Annotated in this window: 22 protein-coding genes; 13 read left to right on the forward strand and 9 right to left on the reverse strand. The window is 33.7% G+C overall.

Annotation, left to right across the window (positions count from 1 at the left end; genetic code table 11):
* The first annotated feature begins 153 nt into the window (after positions 1-153).
* The 6 genes from ACVC43_RS12720 (at position 154) to ACVC43_RS12745 (ending at position 6,362) form a co-directional block, all read left to right on the forward strand.
* Positions 154-3,228, forward strand: coding sequence for a leucine--tRNA ligase (locus ACVC43_RS12720; RefSeq protein ID WP_452224913.1), 3,075 nt, complete (start codon positions 154-156; stop codon positions 3,226-3,228).
* 71 nt (positions 3,229-3,299) lie between these two features.
* The gene (locus ACVC43_RS12725; RefSeq protein ID WP_452224914.1) at positions 3,300-3,650 is read left to right on the forward strand and encodes a hypothetical protein; all 351 of its coding nucleotides are present in this window, start codon (positions 3,300-3,302) and stop codon (positions 3,648-3,650) included.
* A 34-nt stretch (positions 3,651-3,684) separates the two neighbouring features.
* Positions 3,685-4,206, forward strand: coding sequence for a hypothetical protein (locus ACVC43_RS12730; protein WP_452224915.1), 522 nt, complete (start codon positions 3,685-3,687; stop codon positions 4,204-4,206).
* Between the two features lie 68 nt (positions 4,207-4,274).
* A complete protein-coding gene (locus ACVC43_RS12735; RefSeq protein WP_452224916.1) occupies positions 4,275-4,988 on the forward strand; it encodes a zinc metallopeptidase in 714 nt (237 codons plus the stop codon).
* 37 nt (positions 4,989-5,025) lie between these two features.
* Complete coding sequence (locus ACVC43_RS12740; RefSeq protein ID WP_452224917.1) at positions 5,026-5,745, forward strand: Bax inhibitor-1/YccA family protein; 720 nt, start codon at positions 5,026-5,028, stop codon at positions 5,743-5,745.
* 179 nt (positions 5,746-5,924) lie between these two features.
* Complete coding sequence (locus ACVC43_RS12745) at positions 5,925-6,362, forward strand: VapA/VapB family virulence-associated protein (protein ID WP_452224918.1); 438 nt, start codon at positions 5,925-5,927, stop codon at positions 6,360-6,362.
* A 55-nt stretch (positions 6,363-6,417) separates the two neighbouring features.
* Here ACVC43_RS12745 and ACVC43_RS12750 read toward each other — a convergent pair whose 3' ends face one another.
* Genes ACVC43_RS12750 through ACVC43_RS12765 form a run of 4 tightly spaced genes read right to left on the reverse strand, consistent with a single transcriptional unit; the run spans position 6,418 to position 8,972 of the window.
* Positions 6,418-7,095 carry a response regulator gene (locus ACVC43_RS12750; protein ID WP_452224919.1) on the reverse strand — a complete coding sequence of 226 codons (678 nt, stop codon included), beginning with the start codon at positions 7,093-7,095 and terminating at the stop codon, positions 6,418-6,420.
* Complete coding sequence (locus ACVC43_RS12755; RefSeq protein WP_452224920.1) at positions 7,064-7,891, reverse strand: sensor histidine kinase; 828 nt, start codon at positions 7,889-7,891, stop codon at positions 7,064-7,066. Before ACVC43_RS12755 ends, ACVC43_RS12750 begins: the two co-directional genes overlap by 32 nt.
* A complete protein-coding gene (locus ACVC43_RS12760; protein ID WP_452224921.1) occupies positions 7,858-8,505 on the reverse strand; it encodes a hypothetical protein in 648 nt (215 codons plus the stop codon). The genes ACVC43_RS12755 and ACVC43_RS12760 overlap by 34 nt, the downstream gene beginning before the upstream one ends.
* Positions 8,505-8,972: a hypothetical protein gene (locus ACVC43_RS12765; protein ID WP_452224922.1), complete on the reverse strand. Its 468-nt coding sequence runs from the start codon at positions 8,970-8,972 to the stop codon at positions 8,505-8,507. The genes ACVC43_RS12760 and ACVC43_RS12765 overlap by 1 nt, the downstream gene beginning before the upstream one ends.
* 182 nt (positions 8,973-9,154) lie before the next feature.
* Between ACVC43_RS12765 and ACVC43_RS12770 the strand changes: the two genes are divergently transcribed.
* Together ACVC43_RS12770 and ACVC43_RS12775 are read left to right on the forward strand one after the other, a co-directional pair.
* Positions 9,155-9,700 carry a phage tail protein gene (locus ACVC43_RS12770; RefSeq protein WP_452224923.1) on the forward strand — a complete coding sequence of 182 codons (546 nt, stop codon included), beginning with the start codon at positions 9,155-9,157 and terminating at the stop codon, positions 9,698-9,700.
* Between the two features lie 81 nt (positions 9,701-9,781).
* Positions 9,782-10,798, forward strand: a complete 1,017-nt coding sequence (locus ACVC43_RS12775) for a T9SS type A sorting domain-containing protein (RefSeq protein WP_452224924.1) — start codon at positions 9,782-9,784, stop codon at positions 10,796-10,798.
* 118 nt (positions 10,799-10,916) lie between these two features.
* Here the strand turns inward: ACVC43_RS12775 and ACVC43_RS12780 are convergent, their stop codons facing one another.
* Together ACVC43_RS12780 and ACVC43_RS12785 are read right to left on the reverse strand one after the other, a co-directional pair.
* Positions 10,917-11,387 carry an Lrp/AsnC family transcriptional regulator gene (locus ACVC43_RS12780; protein ID WP_452224925.1) on the reverse strand — a complete coding sequence of 157 codons (471 nt, stop codon included), beginning with the start codon at positions 11,385-11,387 and terminating at the stop codon, positions 10,917-10,919.
* Between the two features lie 200 nt (positions 11,388-11,587).
* Positions 11,588-12,952 (reverse strand): saccharopine dehydrogenase family protein, encoded by a 1,365-nt coding sequence (locus ACVC43_RS12785; RefSeq protein WP_452224926.1) that lies wholly within the window; start codon positions 12,950-12,952, stop codon positions 11,588-11,590.
* Positions 12,953-13,031: 79 nt separating this feature from the next.
* On the opposite strand from ACVC43_RS12785, the gene ACVC43_RS12790 reads away from it, so the two are divergent.
* Both ACVC43_RS12790 and pckA read left to right on the forward strand, forming a co-directional pair.
* Positions 13,032-13,421 (forward strand): DUF423 domain-containing protein, encoded by a 390-nt coding sequence (locus ACVC43_RS12790; protein ID WP_452224927.1) that lies wholly within the window; start codon positions 13,032-13,034, stop codon positions 13,419-13,421.
* A 65-nt stretch (positions 13,422-13,486) separates the two neighbouring features.
* A complete protein-coding gene (gene pckA, locus ACVC43_RS12795) occupies positions 13,487-15,103 on the forward strand; it encodes a phosphoenolpyruvate carboxykinase (ATP) (protein WP_452224928.1) in 1,617 nt (538 codons plus the stop codon).
* 69 nt (positions 15,104-15,172) lie between these two features.
* Here pckA and ACVC43_RS12800 read toward each other — a convergent pair whose 3' ends face one another.
* Together ACVC43_RS12800 and ACVC43_RS12805 are read right to left on the reverse strand one after the other, a co-directional pair.
* Entirely contained in the window at positions 15,173-15,919 is a 747-nt protein-coding gene (locus tag ACVC43_RS12800) for a uroporphyrinogen-III synthase (RefSeq protein ID WP_452224929.1), read from the reverse strand.
* A 24-nt stretch (positions 15,920-15,943) separates the two neighbouring features.
* Positions 15,944-16,591, reverse strand: coding sequence for a DUF4271 domain-containing protein (locus ACVC43_RS12805; RefSeq protein ID WP_452224930.1), 648 nt, complete (start codon positions 16,589-16,591; stop codon positions 15,944-15,946).
* Between the two features lie 109 nt (positions 16,592-16,700).
* Here ACVC43_RS12805 and ACVC43_RS12810 point away from each other — a divergent pair, with 109 nt between their 5' ends.
* The 3 genes from ACVC43_RS12810 to ACVC43_RS12820 are packed head-to-tail and all read left to right on the forward strand — an operon-like array spanning position 16,701 to position 19,256.
* Complete coding sequence (locus ACVC43_RS12810; protein WP_452224931.1) at positions 16,701-17,423, forward strand: polyprenol monophosphomannose synthase; 723 nt, start codon at positions 16,701-16,703, stop codon at positions 17,421-17,423.
* A 4-nt stretch (positions 17,424-17,427) separates the two neighbouring features.
* Positions 17,428-18,774, forward strand: coding sequence for a dihydroorotase (locus ACVC43_RS12815; protein WP_452224932.1), 1,347 nt, complete (start codon positions 17,428-17,430; stop codon positions 18,772-18,774).
* Entirely contained in the window at positions 18,771-19,256 is a 486-nt protein-coding gene (locus ACVC43_RS12820; RefSeq protein WP_452224933.1) for a DUF4296 domain-containing protein, read from the forward strand. The genes ACVC43_RS12815 and ACVC43_RS12820 overlap by 4 nt, the downstream gene beginning before the upstream one ends.
* Here ACVC43_RS12820 and ACVC43_RS12825 read toward each other — a convergent pair.
* A complete protein-coding gene (locus ACVC43_RS12825) occupies positions 19,253-20,260 on the reverse strand; it encodes an NAD-dependent epimerase/dehydratase family protein (RefSeq protein WP_452224934.1) in 1,008 nt (335 codons plus the stop codon). The genes ACVC43_RS12820 and ACVC43_RS12825 overlap by 4 nt on opposite strands.
* Positions 20,261-20,271: the final 11 nt, after the last annotated feature.

Raw genomic sequence — 20,271 nt, forward strand, 5'->3', positions numbered from 1 at the left:
CGCTTTAAATTTGCTGTCATTTCAAGTAGCAAAACGAAGTTTATGCTAAGCGGAGTCGAAGTAAGGTAATCTGTTTATTAAATTTTTATTAATGCGATTACCCATCAAACTAAAGAAATGCGATTTGTAATGACACTACATTTACTGTAAATTATGCAATACGATTTTAATAGAATAGAAAAAAACTGGCAAAAATATTGGGCAGAAAACCAAACATTTAAAGCCACCAATAATAGCGACAAACCTAAATATTATGTTCTGGATATGTTTCCTTACCCTTCTGGAGCTGGGTTACATGTTGGACACCCATTAGGCTATATTGCCAGCGATATTTATGCACGCTACAAACGCCATAAAGGATTTAATGTGTTGCACCCACAGGGTTACGATAGTTTTGGTTTACCTGCAGAGCAGTACGCAATCCAAACTGGGCAGCATCCAGCAATTACTACCGAAACCAATATTAAAACTTACAGAAGGCAGTTAGATCAAATAGGTTTTTCGTTTGATTGGTCTCGAGAAGTTCGTACCAGCGATCCGGAATACTACAAATGGACACAGTGGATATTTATTCAGTTATTTGAATCGTATTATTGCAATAATGATAATAAAGCCAAGCATATAAAAGAACTAATTTATGTTTTTAATTTAAACGGAAATAAAGACGCCAATGTTGCTTGCGATGATGATGTAGAAGCGTTTTCTGCTGAAGAATGGAAAGGTTTTTCACCTGAAAAACAACAAGAAATACTACTTAAATACCGACTAACATACTTGGCTGAAACCGAAGTAAACTGGTGTCCGGCTTTAGGAACCGTTTTAGCAAATGATGAAATAGTAAATGGTGTTTCAGAACGTGGTGGTCATCCTGTAGTGAGAAAAAAAATGACACAGTGGAGCATGCGAATTTCTGCATACGCAGAACGCTTACTTCAAGGTTTAGAAGATATCGATTGGACAGATTCGCTTAAAGAAACCCAACGTAACTGGATTGGAAAATCGGTGGGAGCCTCTGTCACTTTTAATGTCATTGCGAGTGAAGCGAAGCAATCTCGGGACTCTATAGAAGTCTTCACCACAAGACCAGATACCATTTTTGGCGTAAGTTTTATGACACTTGCTCCAGAACACGAATTAGTTTCAAAAATTACTACTCAAGCCCAAAAAGCCGAAGTTGAAGCATACATTGAAAAAACAGCCAAACGTAGCGAACGCGACCGTATGGCAGATGTAAAAACCATTTCTGGTGCTTTTACAGGCGCTTATGCCGAGCATCCATTCACTAAAAAACCAATTCCAATCTGGATTGGCGATTACGTATTGGCAAGCTACGGAACAGGCGCAGTAATGTCTGTACCATGTGGAGACCAGCGCGATTACGATTTTGCAAAACATTTTAACATAGACATTCCAAATATTTTTGAAGGTGTAGATATTAGCGAAGAAGCCTTTGCAGGAAAAGACAATGTTAAAATTGCGAATAGCGATTTCCTAAACGGGATGAACTATAAAAAAGCAACCAAACGTGCCATTTACGAATTAGAGCAACTTGGTCAAGGCGAAGGTAAAACAAACTATAGATTGCGTGATGCTGTGTTTTCTCGCCAGCGCTATTGGGGAGAACCATTTCCTGTGTATTATGTAAATGGTTTGCCAAAAATGATTGATGCAAAGCACCTCCCAATTAAGTTACCAGAGGTAGAAAAATATTTACCAACCGAAGAAGGCGAACCACCTTTAGGTCGTGCCGATGTTTGGGCTTGGGACACCGATAAAAATGAAGTTGTCTCAAACGATAACATTGATGATAAAACTGTGTTTCCATTAGAGCTAAACACCATGCCAGGTTGGGCAGGAAGCTCATGGTACCTTTTTCGTTATATGGAACCTGGTCTTTTGTCTGGAAATGAAAGCAAGCGAAACGAAGTTTTTGCAAGTAAAGAAGCGCTTAATTACTGGGAAAATGTAGATTTATATATAGGTGGTGCAGAGCATGCTACTGGCCATCTATTATACTCGCGTTTTTGGGTAAAATTACTTAAAGACAGAGGCTTTGTAAATGTTGAAGAGCCCTTTAAGAAGTTGATAAATCAAGGGATGATTTTGGGGACTAGTGCTTTTGTTTATAGAGTTTTCTCACTACCTATGATTGGTAAAAAATCGACTGGTAATTTTGATGATATAGCAGTTCGATCAACATTTAGTTCCTCTATATATGTTTCAAAAAGTATAGCTGAAAAAATTGAAGACGATACAATTCATTCAGATGAGTGGAGTATCATTGTAAAACAATTGAATAAGCAAATTGTTCAAGCTAATTCTTTATTAGATGAAGGAGAAACTAAATATGGTGACACATCTTCAATACATGTTTCACAAATACACGTAAAAGTTAAATATGTAAATGCTTCAGATGAATTAGATATTGAAGGCTTAAAGACTGATAGAGAATTTGGAGAAGATTATACTGATGCTATTTTTATTGGAGAAAATGGAGAAATAATTGAAGAAAATAAAGGTTCATATAAAGTTGGAAGAGATGTCGAAAAAATGTCAAAATCCAAATACAACGTTGTTAACCCTGATGAAATTTGCGAGCAATATGGAGCAGACAGCTTAAGGCTCTACGAAATGTTTTTAGGCCCATTAGAGCAATACAAACCTTGGAATACTGCTGGTATTACTGGTGTGCACAACTTTTTAAAGAAATTGTGGAAATTGTATGTTGGCGACAATGGCTTAAAGGTAAACGATGCAGCACCAACAAAAGACAACTTAAAAACATTACATAAAACCATAAAAAAAGTACAGGAAGATATCGAGAATTTCTCGTTTAATACTTCGGTTTCTACGTTTATGATTGCTGTAAATGAGTTGACTGCTCAAAAATGTACAAGTAAAGAAATATTAGAACCGTTGTTGGTTTTAATTTCGCCGTACGCGCCACATATTGCAGAAGAATTATATAGTAAATTAGGAAATAATGCCTCTATTTCAACAGCTCCTTTTCCAAAATTCGATGCAAGCCATTTGGTAGAAAGCAGCAAAAATTATCCCATTTCATTTAATGGTAAAATGCGTTTTACTTTAGAGTTACCAATGGATATGAGTAAGGATGATATTGAAAAAACAGTAATGGCGCACGAGAAAACCATTGCGCAATTAGAGGGTCGTGAACCTAAAAAAGTAATTGTTGTACCTGGTAAAATTGTAAACATTGTTGGGTAACTTATTCCTGCGAAGGCAGGAATCTTATAGCGAGCAAATACTAATTATTAATAGAAAAAAAGTAAACAACATTGGGAAAAAAAATTAGCATATTCATAGGCGTTTTACTTCTGGCAGGCGTTATTAGTTATTTTTTAATAGACGCTAACGAGAAAGCGTTTGACCAAACACAATGGCAAACGAGTCCGTCAACACGTTATGAAATGGCAACAGCTCTTGTGGAGAGTAAACTGCTTTTTGGTAAAACAAAGACCGAAGTTGTTGCGTTATTAGGTACTGCAAAACCTTCAACTTTAGAAGGTAAAGACCATTTGGTTTATGCTTTAAGGAAACCACCAAGTTTTTTCGATGTTAAAGACGAAACACTTATTGTTATTTTCGAAAACGAAAAAGTGGTTAATGTTGTTCATAATTACGAGTAGCTAATATTTCTTATTTTAGTAAAAACCATAGGCTATGAAACAGGTGTTTACCATTTTAATATTATTTCTTAGTTTTTCCGCTACAGCGCAAGAAAAATCATTTCCGCAAGATTTTTTAGGAATTTACAAAGGCGACTTAGAAATTACAAATGCAAAGGGAAAACAAACCATTGGGATGGAGTTTCACTTAACAGGCACAGATTCTGTTGGTATTTTTAATTATGTATTGATATATGTTATTGATGGAAAACCAAGCCCAAGAAATTACACTTTAAAAACCATTAATAAAGAAAAAGGAGACTATGTTATCGACGAGAATAACGGGATTTTGTTAGATGCAAAACTTATTGACAATACACTGTATAACGTTTTTGAAGTCGATAACAATTTATTAATGACTACAGAGCGCTTTTTTACAGATTATATGGAATTTGAAATTATCTTCTCTGGAAAAGGCAAGAAAAAGGTTATGGAAGGCAAGGAGGACATGCCAATGGTAACAAGCTATCCTGTAACAGTAACGCAAAAAGCGATACTTTTAAAACAAAAATCCTGACATATTTTCCTAATGCAATAATGGCTTACTTTTTGTTATCTTTAGAACAGAATTAAAATTTAAAAAAAATGTTTGGAACAAGTTATATGGGCTACTATATTATTATAGGAGCAATCTCTATAGTAAGTTGGTTAGTAAGTAACCAGTTAAAAAGAAAATTTGCAAAGTACTCTAAAGTACATTTAAGAAACGGTATGAGTGGTGCAGAAATTGCTACAAAAATGTTAGCAGATAATGGTATAAGAGATGTAAAGGTAATTTCTACACCTGGACGTTTAACAGACCACTACAACCCTGCAGATAAAACGGTTAACTTAAGTGAAGCGGTTTATGAGCAAAGAAACGCAGCAGCTGCAGCAGTAGCAGCGCATGAAGTTGGTCATGCAGTACAGCATGCCACAGCTTACCAATGGTTAACTATGCGTTCTAAATTAGTACCTGTGGTACAAATTACATCAAGTATGTCGCAATGGGTGATTTTTGGAGGTATTGCTTTAATGGCAACCGAAGCCATGGGAGCAACAGGAAAATATGTTGCGATTGCTGGATTGGTGATGATGAGCTTTGCAACACTATTTAGCGTCATTACCTTACCAGTAGAGTACGATGCGAGTAATCGTGCATTAGCCTGGTTAAAAAATAAAAATATAGTCACTCCAGAAGAGTACAAAGGATCTGAAGATGCTCTTAAATGGGCAGCAAGAACTTATTTAGTAGCTGCTATTGGAGCCATTGCCTCGCTATTGTATTTCGCTCTAAGAATATTTGGAAGCAGAGATTAAATTATTATATTGAAACCCTAATTAAACAACCTATTTTATGGATAATTCTTTTGAAAACCCTATGCCACAACAACGTTTGGCAGTAAGTACCTTAGCGCAAGAAGATCGTGTAGCATTTTACAAAAAAACTTATGGACACGTTGCTGGAGGTGTGCTACTATTTGTAATATTCGAATATTTATTATTACAGAGTGATACTATTGTAAATTTCGCCTTATCAATGACCGAAGGTTTTAAATGGTTATTAATGCTTGGCGGTTTTATGTTAGTTACTAATTATGCCGAAAGTATGGCATTACGTACTGCCGATAAAAACAAACAATATTTGGCCTTTGGATTATACATTTTAGCCGAAGCTTTTATTTTCGTGCCAATGATTTACATTGCTGCGTTTTATATGGATACAGGCACCGAAATTTTACAGCAAGCAGGCATTGTTACCTTAGCATTATTTACAGGGCTTTCTGCGGTTGTTTTTGTAACAAAAAAAGATTTTTCGTTTTTAAAAACAGGATTAACTATTGGCTTTTTTATAGCGCTTGGCTTAATTGTAGCTGGTACACTTTTTGGTTTTAATATGGGATTATGGTTTTCTGTAGGGATGTGTTTATTGGCAGGAGGTTCAATTTTATACCAAACCTCTAATTTAATGAATAAATATACCGAAGAAGATTATATTCCTGCAGCCTTAGGTCTATTTGCTTCTTTAATGTTATTATTCTGGTATATTTTAAGAATATTTATGTCGAGAGATTAATTTTAAATAGAATTTATAAATGAAAAGCTCCTCCATTCGAGGAGCTTTTTCGTTTAAATGTCTTATTAATTATAGATTACGAATAAACACCTGTTTACAACATCAAGGGAAATCACGCTAAATATACAGGCTTTCTTTTTGCAACTTTGTTTCATATTAATCTTTAAAACATTAAAATTATGGAAACAACACACGAACAAAAAAGTTTATTAATCGCACACGATTTTATTACAAATAATACAGGTGTGTTAGATCAAGAGAAAATTGATTCTGCAGTTAAGTCTATTACAACAAAAACTACAGCTTACCCTGCAAAAGGCAGTGTTGTTAGTGTTATTTTTTACTTAAAATTCCAAGTAAATATTACAGAAGGCAAGTCTTTTAACGGTAATGCAGGAGGTGCTGCTATTCCTGGAGCAGGAGCACTAATTGGTGACGTTTATACAAGCGATATCAATAGATTATATAGAGACACTGTTAGTTTTCAATTTACTACAACACCAGTTTATTCAAGTATTATATTTTTCGATAAAGACAGTAATGTTTTAGGAACTTATCAAGCAGGTGGAATAGGAATTGTAGCTGGAGTTGGCGGTGGTTCTGGAAAATGGTCTTAGACTATTAAATTAAAAAACCAAAGCTCTTAAAGTTACTTTAGGAGCTTTTTACTTTTTAAAAGGTATCATTTTCTAATGATATCATTTTGTTTTTTAAAGCATAAATAACTAAACCAGCAACGTTTTTTACTTCGGTTTTTAAAAGTAAATTATTGCGATGGCCTTCTACAGTTCTTGGGCTTATAAATAGCTTTTCGGCAATATCATTGGTCGTGTATTGTTTACAAATAAGTTCTAACACCTCCATTTCACGTTTTGTAAAATAGTCGGCATCGAAAGTTGATCTCACTTTCTTATCTTTTGGATTAGAAATACTTTCATGCACATATTGCATCACTTGCTCATCGTAATAAAAGCCTTTATTAAACACCTCTTTAATGGTTTTAATCATTAATTTTGGCGTGCTATTTTTAGCGAGATAAGCTACAGCTCCAATAGAAATCATGTTTAAAATAAAGGGTTTACTAAAATAACTGGTTAGAGCAATAACTTTAATGTCTGGAAATTCTTTTCTAATAATTTTTGTGACTTCAACGCCATTAATTCCAGGCATTTTAAGATCTGTAATAACAATTTCCGGTAGTTTTTCAGCCGCTCTTAAATGATGTAATAAATGGCTGCCACTTTCGGCATCAAATAGTACATGAATATCATCCTCGTTTTCCAGAATAGCTTTTAGTCCCTGTAAAAACAGGAGCTCATCATCCGCTAATGCTATATTTATCTTGCTCATAATATTTACATTGTATTTTAAAGATACTTCCTTTATCTATTGTACTATCTATGGTAAGCGACCCGTTTAAAATTTTTACGCGACTATTAATGTTTTGTAAACCTATACCACTTTTTTTGCTAATATTCTGTAGGTTAAAACCAATACCATTATCTTGATAATGAATCTTAAAGCCTTTAGGGTTATCTTCTATAAAAACTACAAGTTCATTGGCATTGCCATGCTTAATGGAGTTGTTTATTAGCTCTTGTATAATTCTAAAAACGTGAAGCTGATTATTATCAGACAATTTTGTTAACTCATCGATGTTGTGTTCAATCTCAATAAAACTGTGTCCCGAAACATTATCGAATAATTCTTCTAAGGCTACTTTAAGCCCAAATTTATCTAAAATAGGAGGCATTAAATCGTGAGCAATCTTTCGAGAACTCTCTAAGGTTGTAGAAGTTATTTCTAATATTTGATTGAGTGAAGCCCTTTGCTTATCGCTAATAGACTTATCGTCTAAAAGCACATTTGTAGAGAGGCTAACGATATTAAGTTTAGAGCTTATGGCATCGTGTAAATCTTGCGAAATACGCTTTCGTTCTGCTTCCTGTATAGCAATAGAGGTTTGTAATATTTTTTGTTGATTTTCTAGTTTCATTGCGGCTTTCTCTAACTCTTTTTGCACTATTTTTCTTCGGGAATAATGAAAAAACAAAATAAGTCCTGCAGTTATTATAACGAGAAATATAATACCATAAACTAAAGCTTGAATGATTAATTTTTCTTCTTCCATAAATATTTTCTCCACTCCGTTAAAATTAATAACAAATACCCAACGTATAAAATTTTATTTATAAACCAGATATATCGTACTACATGTTTTCCATCTAATTGAGATAGAAAATCACCTAAAATAAAAATTAGAGTACTCGCACTTAAATAGATTAAAACTCCAGCATTTATAAACATAAATTTTCCTAATTTAGTTAGTGAATTGTATAAGTGTAATATCGAGTAAAGGATTAAAGGAAACGAAGTAATAAGAATCTCTAATAAATTAAACTTATAAAACAAACTTGGTTTAGTTGCATACTGAATAACCAAAACAGCAATAACTAATCCCGAAATAATATGAACATATTTAACTTGATTCCTAGTAAATAATTCTCTGTAAAAAAGAGATAAAAAAACAAATTGAAATATGAAATAAAAGTGAGATAAAAACAAATTATTAGGCTCATCGTCAAGCAATACAATCATTATACTACTTGTTAATACAATAAAAGTTAAAACCAGATAGATTGTAAAGTATTTAAGCGCTTTGTTTTGTTTATCTATAGTAATCGTTTTTAAATACATAATCGAATTTATAAACACTAACAAAACGCCTAAATAGGTAAATATTTCACTAATAGATGGCATTATTCCTCAAAATCGTTGTTAGCATCGTATAGCGGACTATCACCATCGCATTCATTTGGACATGGATCTGTAAAGTCAAATACACCACTACCTACTGGATCGATTAATGCGTTGGAACCGTTATTACTTCTACGTCCTTCTATAATATCGATTATATCGCCATTAGCGTCTTTAGTTGTGCCAACTATAAGCAATTTTTCGCCAAAACCTTCTTCTTGGTTTGGGTCAATTGCCATATAAGCTCTTATTCCAGCGTTATTTACTGTTTCTGTTACTTTGTAAGAGCCATCTTCTTCTTTTACCAAAACACCCATTTCTAGCATACAAGCCATTAAATCTAACGCAGGCATTAAAAAAGCTTTAGCATGATTTGGATATTCAATTTGCCAGTTTTTAGCTAATGTTTTAGCGGTTTCAATAGGGATGTTTAAAGGCGTTAATAAGCCTAAAGTTTGTGATACACTCATAATACTAAGTTTTAAATTGATTAATAGAACTTAAAGCTACGTCATATTTTTAAGTAAATGGCTATTAATCTAAAAATCAGGTAGTTTTACCTGATTCTCTTTTCAAGTAGAATTGCTCTTATATATAAATACGATAAATTATAAATTTGGAATCGTTATTAACCAATAAAAACTTAAAAATTATGGATCAGTACATCGCACAAATTATGATGTTTGGAGGCAATTTTGCACCTAGAGGATGGGCATTATGCAACGGACAACTATTAGCAATCGCACAATATCAGGCACTATTTTCTCTTTTGGGAACCAATTATGGTGGTGATGGGAGAACCACTTTTGGATTACCAGATTTAAGAGGAAGGGTTCCTGTACATCCTGGACAAGCACCTGGAACTACAGATAATATTAGAATAGGACAAACAGGTGGTAATGACAGACACAATTTAACAATTAGCGAAATGCCTAATCATAATCATAGTGGAAATGGTTTAGGGATTGGGTGTAATGAAAGTGATGGTACAAGTGAAGAGCCAAGCGGAAAAAACCTTGGATTAGCAGCTTCAGGAACACCTTATAATAGTGATGCTAACGATAGCACACTAGCAGCAGGTAGCGTTACTGGAAACACTGGAGCGCAAGGCGGTAGCCAAGCTTTTAATATTAGAAACCCTTATACAGGAGTTAACTATATTATTGCATTAGAAGGAATTTTCCCTCCTAGAAGTTAATATTATTATCTAATTTATTTATAATCAAAGGTAACCGCAATTAAACGTTACCTTTGATTTTCACTATTAAATCTTTATATTATGAAAACAAAATTACTTTTTTTTTTATTTGTTGCTTTTTTAAGTAACAAAATTAACGCTCAAACAACACTTGTGTCTGGAGACATAGCTGTTATCTATCATTTGGGTGAAACAAATTCGCCACCTTATGGTGAAACAGCTAATGTCGATAGATTAGGTTTGGTACTTCTTAGAGACATAACAACGGGTACTATTTTCAAAGTCACAGAAAATGGATGTATTGATGGTACAGCACTCGATACTGATGAGGGTATTATAACTTTTACAGCACAAACTGATCTTAGTGCTGGTACAGTAATAGATATCTTGTCAGCTAATCCTAATCAAGCTCCTCTACCAGTTGGTGTTTTTAGCTCACCAGATGGAGCAGTAGAAACAAGCTCAGCTACCTATTCCCTTGCTGCTTCTGGAGATCAAACAATTGTCTATACAGGTACGGAAACAAACCCTACTTATATATATAGCGCTTTTTTCGATGGGACATCATGGGATGCTCCAGGGACTTGTGCTGGTGGCTGTTCTGGTACAGAGTCTGTAGAACCTAGTACTGGAGTTACATTTGCATATGGTTCTAATGCTACTAGTGACCATGATACTAATTGGTATATTGGTCCTACAACATTTACTACTCCAGCTGAAGCACTTACTGCTATTAATAATATTGCTAATTGGGCTGGAGAAAGCACTAATTCAGGAGCAGCTGATTCTGCAGCTGACGTAATGGAAGCTACTGGGTTTACGTTTACTACGCTTTCTTCAGAAACTTTTGATTTAGAAAATTCATTAGTAATTTATCCAAACCCATCCAACGGAAACATTACAATTAAAAATGCTAACATTGCTTTAAATAATGTGACTATTACAGATGTTAATGGACGTACAGTAGTAACTCAAGACTTAAATGGTATAACTACAGATGTAAACTTAAATTTAGGTTCGACGTTGTCTTCTGGATTATATTTTATGACTATTGCTTCTAAAAATGAATCAACCATAAAAAAATTAATTATTGAATAATTGATTTTTAATTTTATATAATTGAAAAGCTCCTAAAGTAACTTAGGAGCTTTTTTATGTGTTGTCAGTTCGCGTGATTCCGTTTTTCAACGGAACTGTATCGAGAACCTTCTACAGTTTATATCTTAATTTGGCGCTCTATTTGCTGGTCTAACGAAATAAAAGTTTCTGTTCGCGATACGCCTGCTATAGATTGAATCTCACTATTTAATAAATGCATTAAATGCGCATTATCTTTACATAAAATTTTAATTAAAATACTCCAGTTCCCAGTAGTATAGTGGCATTCTAAGACTTCGGGGATTTTTTTAAGTTGTTTTACAGCTTCTGGATTACTTATAGCTTTATCTAAATAAATACCTACAAATGCCATGGTAGTATAACCTAAAACTTTAGGGTTAATTACAAATTTAGAACCAGCAATTAAACCAGATTTTTCAAGCTTGCGTAACCTTTGGTGTATAGCAGCTCCAGAAATACCTACTTGACGTGCAATTTCTAAAACCGATGTTCTGGCATCTGCCATTAGCGCGCGAAGTATCTTTTTATCGATACCATCTATGTGTATGTTTTGATTTATAACTTTCAAATTCTTTTACGTTTAAATTTTAAAACATAAAAGTACTAAAATAGTTTAAAACTGAAACTTTAGTTAATCGCTATACACTTGCATTTGCGTTAAGGATGGAAACGGCATCCTTTTTTTGCTGCCATATATGGCAAAAAAAGATACAGTGTATAGCCTGACTGCTATTTGCTTTTTTGCAAATAGTAGTAACGCCCTAAAAATTACAGGTGTAATGGATTATAACCTAAATAGGGTACTTTTTTTTCTTTAAATGTAATACCAAAGCTTTCCAGTTCTTCTAAAATAGGCTGGTAAACTTCTTTTGTAATAGGCCTTAAAACACCTGGAGTGGTAATTTTTTTGTTAAGTATCGCCAATGCAGCGATTGCAACTGGCAAACCTACGGTTTTTGCCATTGCTGTATAGGTTTGATCCTCGCCTAATGCAACCATAGTTGCATCTATTTGGTGTTTTTTACCGTTAAGCTCGTAACCAAATTTATGGTACATAACAATCATGTCTTTGTCTTGAGGGTCTAAGGTCCAGCTGTCCATTAAAATTTTTTGTAAAATTTGTGCTGGTGTAGCTTTATCGAGTGCTACCATTTTTGTTGGACTGAAAATGTCAAGCTCTTCAAATTTATCCCAAATAACATCGTCTTGGTCAATTTTTAAGGCGTGCCTGAATTTTAATTCTACAGAATCTGTTGGACTATAGGGTAAAAATGAATTTACAAAATCGCGATAGCTCATGTTTTTACTATCGTCTATAGTGTAACTATCGTCCGTCATACCTAAAACAACAAAAACCTGCCATGCACGGCTAAAACCAACACGACGAATAGTACCACGATATAGGGTTTTAACATCGTCGAGACCATAGATATTTTGGTATTTTAAAGAATCGCGATTGGCATAAGCTTCGAAACGTCCAAATCCATCGACTTCTAAAAACTCTGTTCTGCGAAATAATCTATTGTACGGAATATATTTATAGGCGCCTTCCTGTAAAAACTTAGCAGCACTACCTTGTCCTGCCAATACCACATTTCTTGGGTTCCAGGTAAACTTGTAATTCCATAGGTTAGTATCGCTTTCTGGCGCAACAAGTCCTCCTGTAAAGGATTCGAATAAAATCATTTTTCCACCTTCGGCTTCCACACGGTCTATTACCTGCATGGCACTCATGTGGTCAATACCAGGATCTACGCCAATCTCATTCATAAACACCAAGCCTTTATTTTTAGCTTTTGTATGTAAAGCCTGCATTTCGTCGCTAACATAAGAGGCAGTTACCATATTTTTACCATAGGTAATACAATCTTTTGCAACCTCTATATGAAATCGTGCAGGTAACATTGAGATTACTATATCTGCTGCCTTAACGGCTTCCACTCTTGATTTTTCGTTAAAAACATCTAATATTATTGCTGTTGCATTAGCATGATTACCAATAAGTTTCGATGCATGACCTATTTCTAAATCTCCAACAGTAATATGTAAATTTTCGGTTTCGGATTTGTCTAAAAGATATTTAATCAAGTAGGATGCAGATTTTCCCGAACCAATAACTAAAATGTTTCTCATAATGGAATTTGTTGCCTAATTTTGTTTCGACGAATGTACTAAAATGCAAACATTATTTAAACTCTAACCACAATTATATATGAACAAAAAGATATTATTATTAGGTACTGTTTTAGGTCTTTTAGCGGTTGTAATTGGTGCTTTTGCAGCTCATGGATTAAAACCTAAAATTAGTGTAGATTCTTTTCAGTCTTTTGAAACAGGTGTACGTTACCAAATGTATCATGCTTTATTACTCTTACTTGTAGGAAATTTAGAGGTTATTTCGGTAAAAGCAAAAAAAGCAATATTCTATTTAATTGGCTTTGGTGTCCTTTTCTTTTCGGGTTCTATTTATGCATTAGCTACTAATACCCTAACAGTTTTCAACTTTAAAGTGGTAGGTTTTATTACACCAATAGGAGGTGTGTTATTTATTTTAGCTTGGTTAATATTGTTAATAAACATTGTAAAAAAGAATAAGAATTAACGTTCATAGCTAGTTAAATCTTAGAATAATTTGTAATTTTGTAGCCTAAAACAACATACTAAATTATGGTAAACCATACACAATCTACGAAAACGATTTCGTTAGAAAAATACGGTATTAAGAATGCTACTGTTCGATACCAATTATCTCCTGAAAAATTACACGACATTACATTAGAAAAAGGACAAGGGGTAGAAGCCTCTTCTGGTGCTTTAGCCGTTAACACAGGTGAATTTACTGGGCGCTCTCCAATGGATCGTTTTATTGTAAAAGACGATATTACCAAAGATCGCGTTTGGTGGGGCAAAATTAATATTCCTTTTGATACCGATAAATTTGATAAGTTATACAAAAAAGTAACAGAGTATTTGTCTGAAAAAGAAGTGTTTGTTAGAGATAGCTACGCTTGTGCAGATGAAAACTATAAACTTAATATTCGTGTTATAAACGAATATCCTTGGAGTAACATGTTTGCATACAACATGTTTTTAAGACCAACAGAAACTGAATTAGAAAATTTTTCTCCAGAATGGACTGTTGTAAATGCACCAGGCTTTATGGCTAATCCAGAAGAAGATGGAACACGCCAGCACAATTTTGCAATATTAAATTTTGAAAGAAAAATAGCTCTAATTGGTGGAACGGGTTATACAGGAGAAATTAAAAAAGGTATTTTCTCTGCTTTAAATTTTATTCTTCCGGTATTTAAAAATACACTGCCAATGCATTGTAGTGCCAATGTTGGGAAAGATGGAGATACTGCTATTTTCTTTGGTTTATCTGGAACAGGTAAAACCACTTTGTCTACAGACCCAAACAGAAGCCTGATTGGTGATGATGAACATGGTTGGACAGCAGAAAACACTGTTTTTAATTTTGAAGGTGGTTGTTATGCTAAGGTGATAAATCTTTCTCAAGAGGAGGAACCAGAAATATACGAAGCTATTAAAAAGGGAGCCATTCTTGAAAATGTTATCTTAAATGATAAAGGAGAAGTCGATTTCGAAGACACCTCAATTACACAAAATACAAGAGTTAGTTACCCTATACATCATATTGAAAATATTAGAACACCTTCAATAGGTAAAAATCCTAAAAACATCTTTTTCCTAACAGCCGACGCGTTTGGAGTTTTGCCTCCAATTTCAAAATTAACTCCAGCTCAAGCGGCTTATCATTTTATTTCTGGTTACACAGCTAAAGTTGCAGGAACAGAGGCAGGAGTTAAAGAGCCAATGCCTTCTTTCTCTGCATGTTTTGGCGCGCCTTTTATGCCGCTACACCCAACAAAATATGCTGAGATGTTAAGTAAGAAAATGATGGATGCTAATGTAAACGTCTGGTTGGTAAATACAGGATGGTCTGGTGGATCTTATGGTGTTGGAAAACGTATGAAATTAAAATATACGCGTGCCATGATTAATGCTGTTTTAAATGGTGATTTAGGACTATATAATTATGACGATTACCATATTCATTCGGTTTTTGGAGTAGCGCAACCAAGAAGTTGCCCTGGAGTTCCTAGCGAGGTTTTAAGTCCAAGAGCAACATGGAACGACGATAAAGCATATTATGATACTGCTTTTAAATTGGCAAATGCTTTTAGAACTAATTTTAAACAGTTTGAAGCTAATGCAAGTGAAGAAATTAGACGTGGTGGACCGCAACGATATGGTTATTAATTAAAAATCAATATAAAAAAAAGGCTTCTTAACGTTAAGAAGCCTTTTTTTTATGACAATTAAGTTTTTTTATTTTTTGTTAACCGAGTCTATATATTTCTGTAAAGCCATAGTCATAGAAGGCGTTTCTGGTGTAGGAGCTGAAATATCTACTCTTAGCCCTTTTGCCTCAACAGCTTTAATTGTAGTGTTTCCAAAAACCGCAATTCTGGTTTCGTTTTGCTGGAAATCTGGGAAATTATGAAATAAAGAATCGATGCCGCTTGGGCTAAAGAAAACCAATATATCGTAAGTAACATTTTCTAAATCAGATAAATCACTAATTACGGTTTTGTAAAATACTGCTTCTTTCCAGTTAACACCTAAGCCGTTTAAAACTTCTGGTACTTCCGGTTTTAGCTTATCGGTAGCAGGCAATAAAAACGTTTCGTCTTTATATTTTTTTATTAAAGGTGATAATTCTGTAAATGTGCGTTTACCAACGTAAATTTTACGTTTTCTGTACACAACATATTTTTGAAGGTAATAGGCAACAGCTTCAGACTGGCAAAAATATTTCATACTGTCTGGTACTTTAAAGCGCATTTCTTCGGCAACTCTAAAAAAGTGGTCTACAGCATTTCTACTTGTTAAAACAATAGCTGTAAACTTTGTAAGATCGATTTTTTGCTGTCTAATCTCTTTTGAAGGTACACCTTCTACATGAATAAAAGGGCGAAAATCTATTTTAACTTTGTGTTTTTGAGACAAATCGAAATAAGGCGAATTCTCAATTTTAGGTTCTGGTTGCGAGACTAAAATGGTTTTCACTTTCATACGTTAATAGCTTTTTTTAGGACCTTATTGCATTGTAAATAATTTATACAAAACGAGATAAGGTGAAATTTCAAGTGCGCAAAGGTACAAAATAAAATAAAACCAACCCTTTTTTATCGTTTTAAGATTGTCTTTAATAAAGATTAAAATTCCTGATACATTGATTATTAATAGAATAATCAAGAATATGGAAATACTGGTTTTTGTTGGGGAAATGGTATAAATTAAAAGTGCATTTATGGGGATTAATAATAATCCTAAAAAATTTTTATAACTGATTTTGTGAAAAATATAAACGTCGATTATTGGATCTAAACTAAGAAAACTACTAACTAAACGCTCGAATAGAATCTTTCCCACGATAAAGATACCAATACCAAAAGCCAATTTAGTAAGTAGCAAATAATCGGTTTCAGAAATATGTGTTGCTAGGTTAAAGGCCAATAAGATAAATATGGCTAATCCAACCGTAAAGTTTACAAATAACAAGCCCTCAAATACATCGAAAAACTTTTGCTCACGTGCATACACTTTTAAATAGCGAAAATTAAACAACAAAAAAATAAAGTCATGAAACCGTTTAGAAAACAGAAGCTTAGTTAAAGCTACCAATGCAAGGCATATTACAAGTAATAGGGTATAAAGTTCGGTAGAAAAGACTTCTCTAAGCATCTGGTAAAATTATTACAAAATATTTAAGAAGGTGCATCATTTATTAAGAAATATTTACAAAAAACTAAAACGCAAATATGTACATTTGTCCCAAACCTAAATGCCGTTAATGCAAGACGCTGTTGTAATAATACCAACTTATAACGAAATTGAAAACATAGAAGCTATTATTAAAGCTGTTTTTAATCAGGAAAAAGCGTTTCATATTCTTGTGGTGGACGATAATTCTCCAGATGGCACAGCAGAAAAAGTACGAGCGCTCCAGCAAATGTATCCAAAAACTCTGTTTTTAGAAGTGCGAAAACAAAAATCTGGTTTAGGCACAGCCTATATTCATGGGTTTAAATGGTGTTTAGCAAGAGCGTATGAGTATATTTTTGAAATGGATGCAGATTTCTCTCATGATCCAAAAGATTTAATAAGATTGTACAATGCCTGTTACAAAGATGGGGCAGCATTAAGTATAGGGTCGCGCTATGTAAAAGGTGTAAATGTTGTAAATTGGCCGTTAGGCCGAATGATACTGTCTTATGGCGCGTCGCTATATGTACGGTTAATTACTGGAATGCGTATTAAAGACAGCACAGCTGGGTTTATTTGTTATCATAAATCTGTTTTAGAAAGTATTAATTTAGAAGGTATAAAGTTTATAGGTTATGCTTTTCAAATAGAAATGAAATTTAAAGCCCATTTAAAAGGTTTTAAAATTGTGGAAGTTCCTGTGGTTTTTACAGACAGAACCAAAGGGCAATCGAAATTAAGTTCTGGAATTATTTCTGAAGCTATTTTTGGAGTAATTACAATGAAATTTAAAAGTTTATTCAATAACTAAAATAATGAGCGAAAAAATAACACTTATTAAAAATGCCAAAATTGTAAATGAAGGCACCATTTTTAATGGAGATATTTTAATTGAAGGCGAAAAAATAGCTAAAATAGATACATCCATAAGTGCAAAATCGGCAGATGTAAATATATTCGATGCAGAGGGTAAGTACGTAATTCCAGGCATGATAGATGACCAAGTGCATTTTAGAGAGCCAGGCTTAACGCATAAGGCAACTATTGAGACAGAATCCCGTGCTGCAATAGCAGGTGGTATTACATCTTTTATAGAAATGCCAAACACCAATCCGCAAACCACAACCATTGAAAAACTAAACGAAAAATTTGCCATTGCTAAAGCAACCTCTTATGCCAATTACTCGTTTATGTTTGGTGGTACTAACGATAATTTAGACGAAATTTTAAAAGTAAACCCGAAACAGGTTGCAGGATTAAAACTATTTTTAGGATCATCTACAGGAAATATGTTAGTGGATAATCCAGAAATTATAGAAAAAATATTTTCCAGTACAAACTTGCTTATTTCTGTTCATTGCGAAGATGAAGCAACAATACAATCTAACACTCAAATATATAAGGAGCGTTATGGAGACGATATTCCTATTAACTTACATCCCATTATAAGAAGCGAGGATGCCTGTTATTTATCATCTTCCAAAGCTATAGAATTAGCCAAAAAAACGGGAGCACGTTTACATGTTTTTCATTTATCTACAGGTAAAGAGACAGAATTGTTTACCAATAAAATACCACTAAAAGATAAGAAAATTACCGCCGAAGTTTGTATTCACCACCTATGGTTTAGCGATAAAGATTACGACGAAAAAGGAACATTAATTAAATGGAATCCAGCTGTTAAAACCGAGAAGGATAGAGCCCAGTTACTAAAAGCATTATTAGATGGTAGAATAGATGTAATCGCAACAGATCACGCTCCACACACCATAGAAGAAAAGGACAATGTATATACAAAGGCACCATCTGGTGGACCGTTGGTGCAACATGCTTTACCTGCACTTTTAGAAATGCACCATCGTGGGCAAATTTCTATTGAAAAAATAGTTGAAAAAACGGCACATAATCCCGCTATTTTATTTGAAGTTGAAAAACGAGGATTCATTAAAGAAGGGTATTATGCAGATCTGGTCGTAGTAGATTTAAACAACCCATGGACAGTAAAAAAAGATAATATTTTATATAAATGTGGTTGGTCTCCTTTTGAAGGTACAACGTTTAAATCTCGTATTTCTCATACTTTTGTAAATGGTGGTTTGGCTTATAAAAATTTTAAGTTTTACGATACCAAATACGGAAAACAATTAACCTTCGACAGATGAAACTAAAACAGATTGCTATTTTATTTTCACTTTTAGTTTTAAGCGCTTGTTACAAGGTTGAAAAACCCGAAAAGCCCAAGAACTTAATCTCTAAAGATAAGATGGTTAATATCTTGGTAGACATGGCTGTTTTGTCTGCAGCAAAGGGTGTTAATAAAAGTAAATTAGAACAAAACGGTATTTTACCAACCGAATATATTTATAAAAAAAATAATATTGACAGTGCTACTTTTGCAGAAAGTAATACTTATTATGCCTTTGATATTAAAACGTATGATGCCATATACGCTCGTGTTAAGGATAGCTTAACTATGTTGCGCAATCAGTATGAAGCTAAAGAAAAGAAAGAGAGAAGAGAAAAGGAAATTAAAGATTCTATTAATCGTGCTAAAGTAAAAGCAGAAAAACGTAAAAATTACGATAAAAACACCAAACCTGGTATGATGGAAAAAGGTGATTTAACACCATTAAAAACAAACTAACTATCCTTTAAAAAAAGCTCGGAAGTTTTTATTATTTCTTCATGTAAATCTAAATATTTAAAATTAACAGTTGTGGTAATTTTGTTGCCATCGTATTGAGATTGCGATAATAAAGAATGGACCAATTGCTTAGTAAGTACTCTGCGTTTTCCAGTAATTTTATGCGACAACCAATCTAAACGCCAACCTATTTGTAGTAACCAGTTTTTCGCTTCTTTTTTTGGTGCGCTTACTCCTAAGGCATTAGCGCAACAGGTTAAAAACGTTTTATAATTCCAATTGTTAGAGACTAAGATAAAGCGTTCATTTTTTACATTACTTCCCATTAGTGCAATCATAGCGTTTACAACATCGTGTACAGACACAATTCCTACGCTACCTTTCGTGTAGTATTTTAATCCTTTATGTACAGTTTTAATTAGCGATCCGCTACCGTAGTTCCAAATGCCAGGACCAATAATAACACCAGGATTAACAATTACTGCATTTAAACCTTCTTGCGTACCTCGCCAAACCTCAAGTTCTGCGCCATATTTTGTAATGGCATAAACACTATTATCTATTTCAGGATTCCATGCCGTACTTTCGGTAGTAATTTCGCCAGCTTTTGGCTCTCCAATAGCTGCAATAGAACTTGTATAGCAAAGTTTTTTTACATTTTTGGCTATACATAGATTAATAATATTTGCTGTGCCTTCAATGTTTGTTTTTTGAAGCAAATCGAATTTATCTGGTTCAAAAGAAACAAAAGCTGCACAATGATAAACCGTAGTTATATCTTTAAATGCTTCATTTAAAGATGGAATATCGTTTAAATCGGCTTTTACCCATTCAATGTTATTAAAAAGTGTTTCGGTATCATTGGTGTAATATGAAAAAATACGTTTTACTGTTTTAAACTTTTTTTCTGTTCTGTAAATAGCACGAACCATCTGTTTGTTTTCTAATAATTTAAATAGCAAATGTGCGCCAACTAACCCTGTTCCTCCTGTAACTAAAATCATATCTCGAAGGT

The sequence above is a fragment of the Lacinutrix chionoecetis genome (assembly GCF_053604665.1).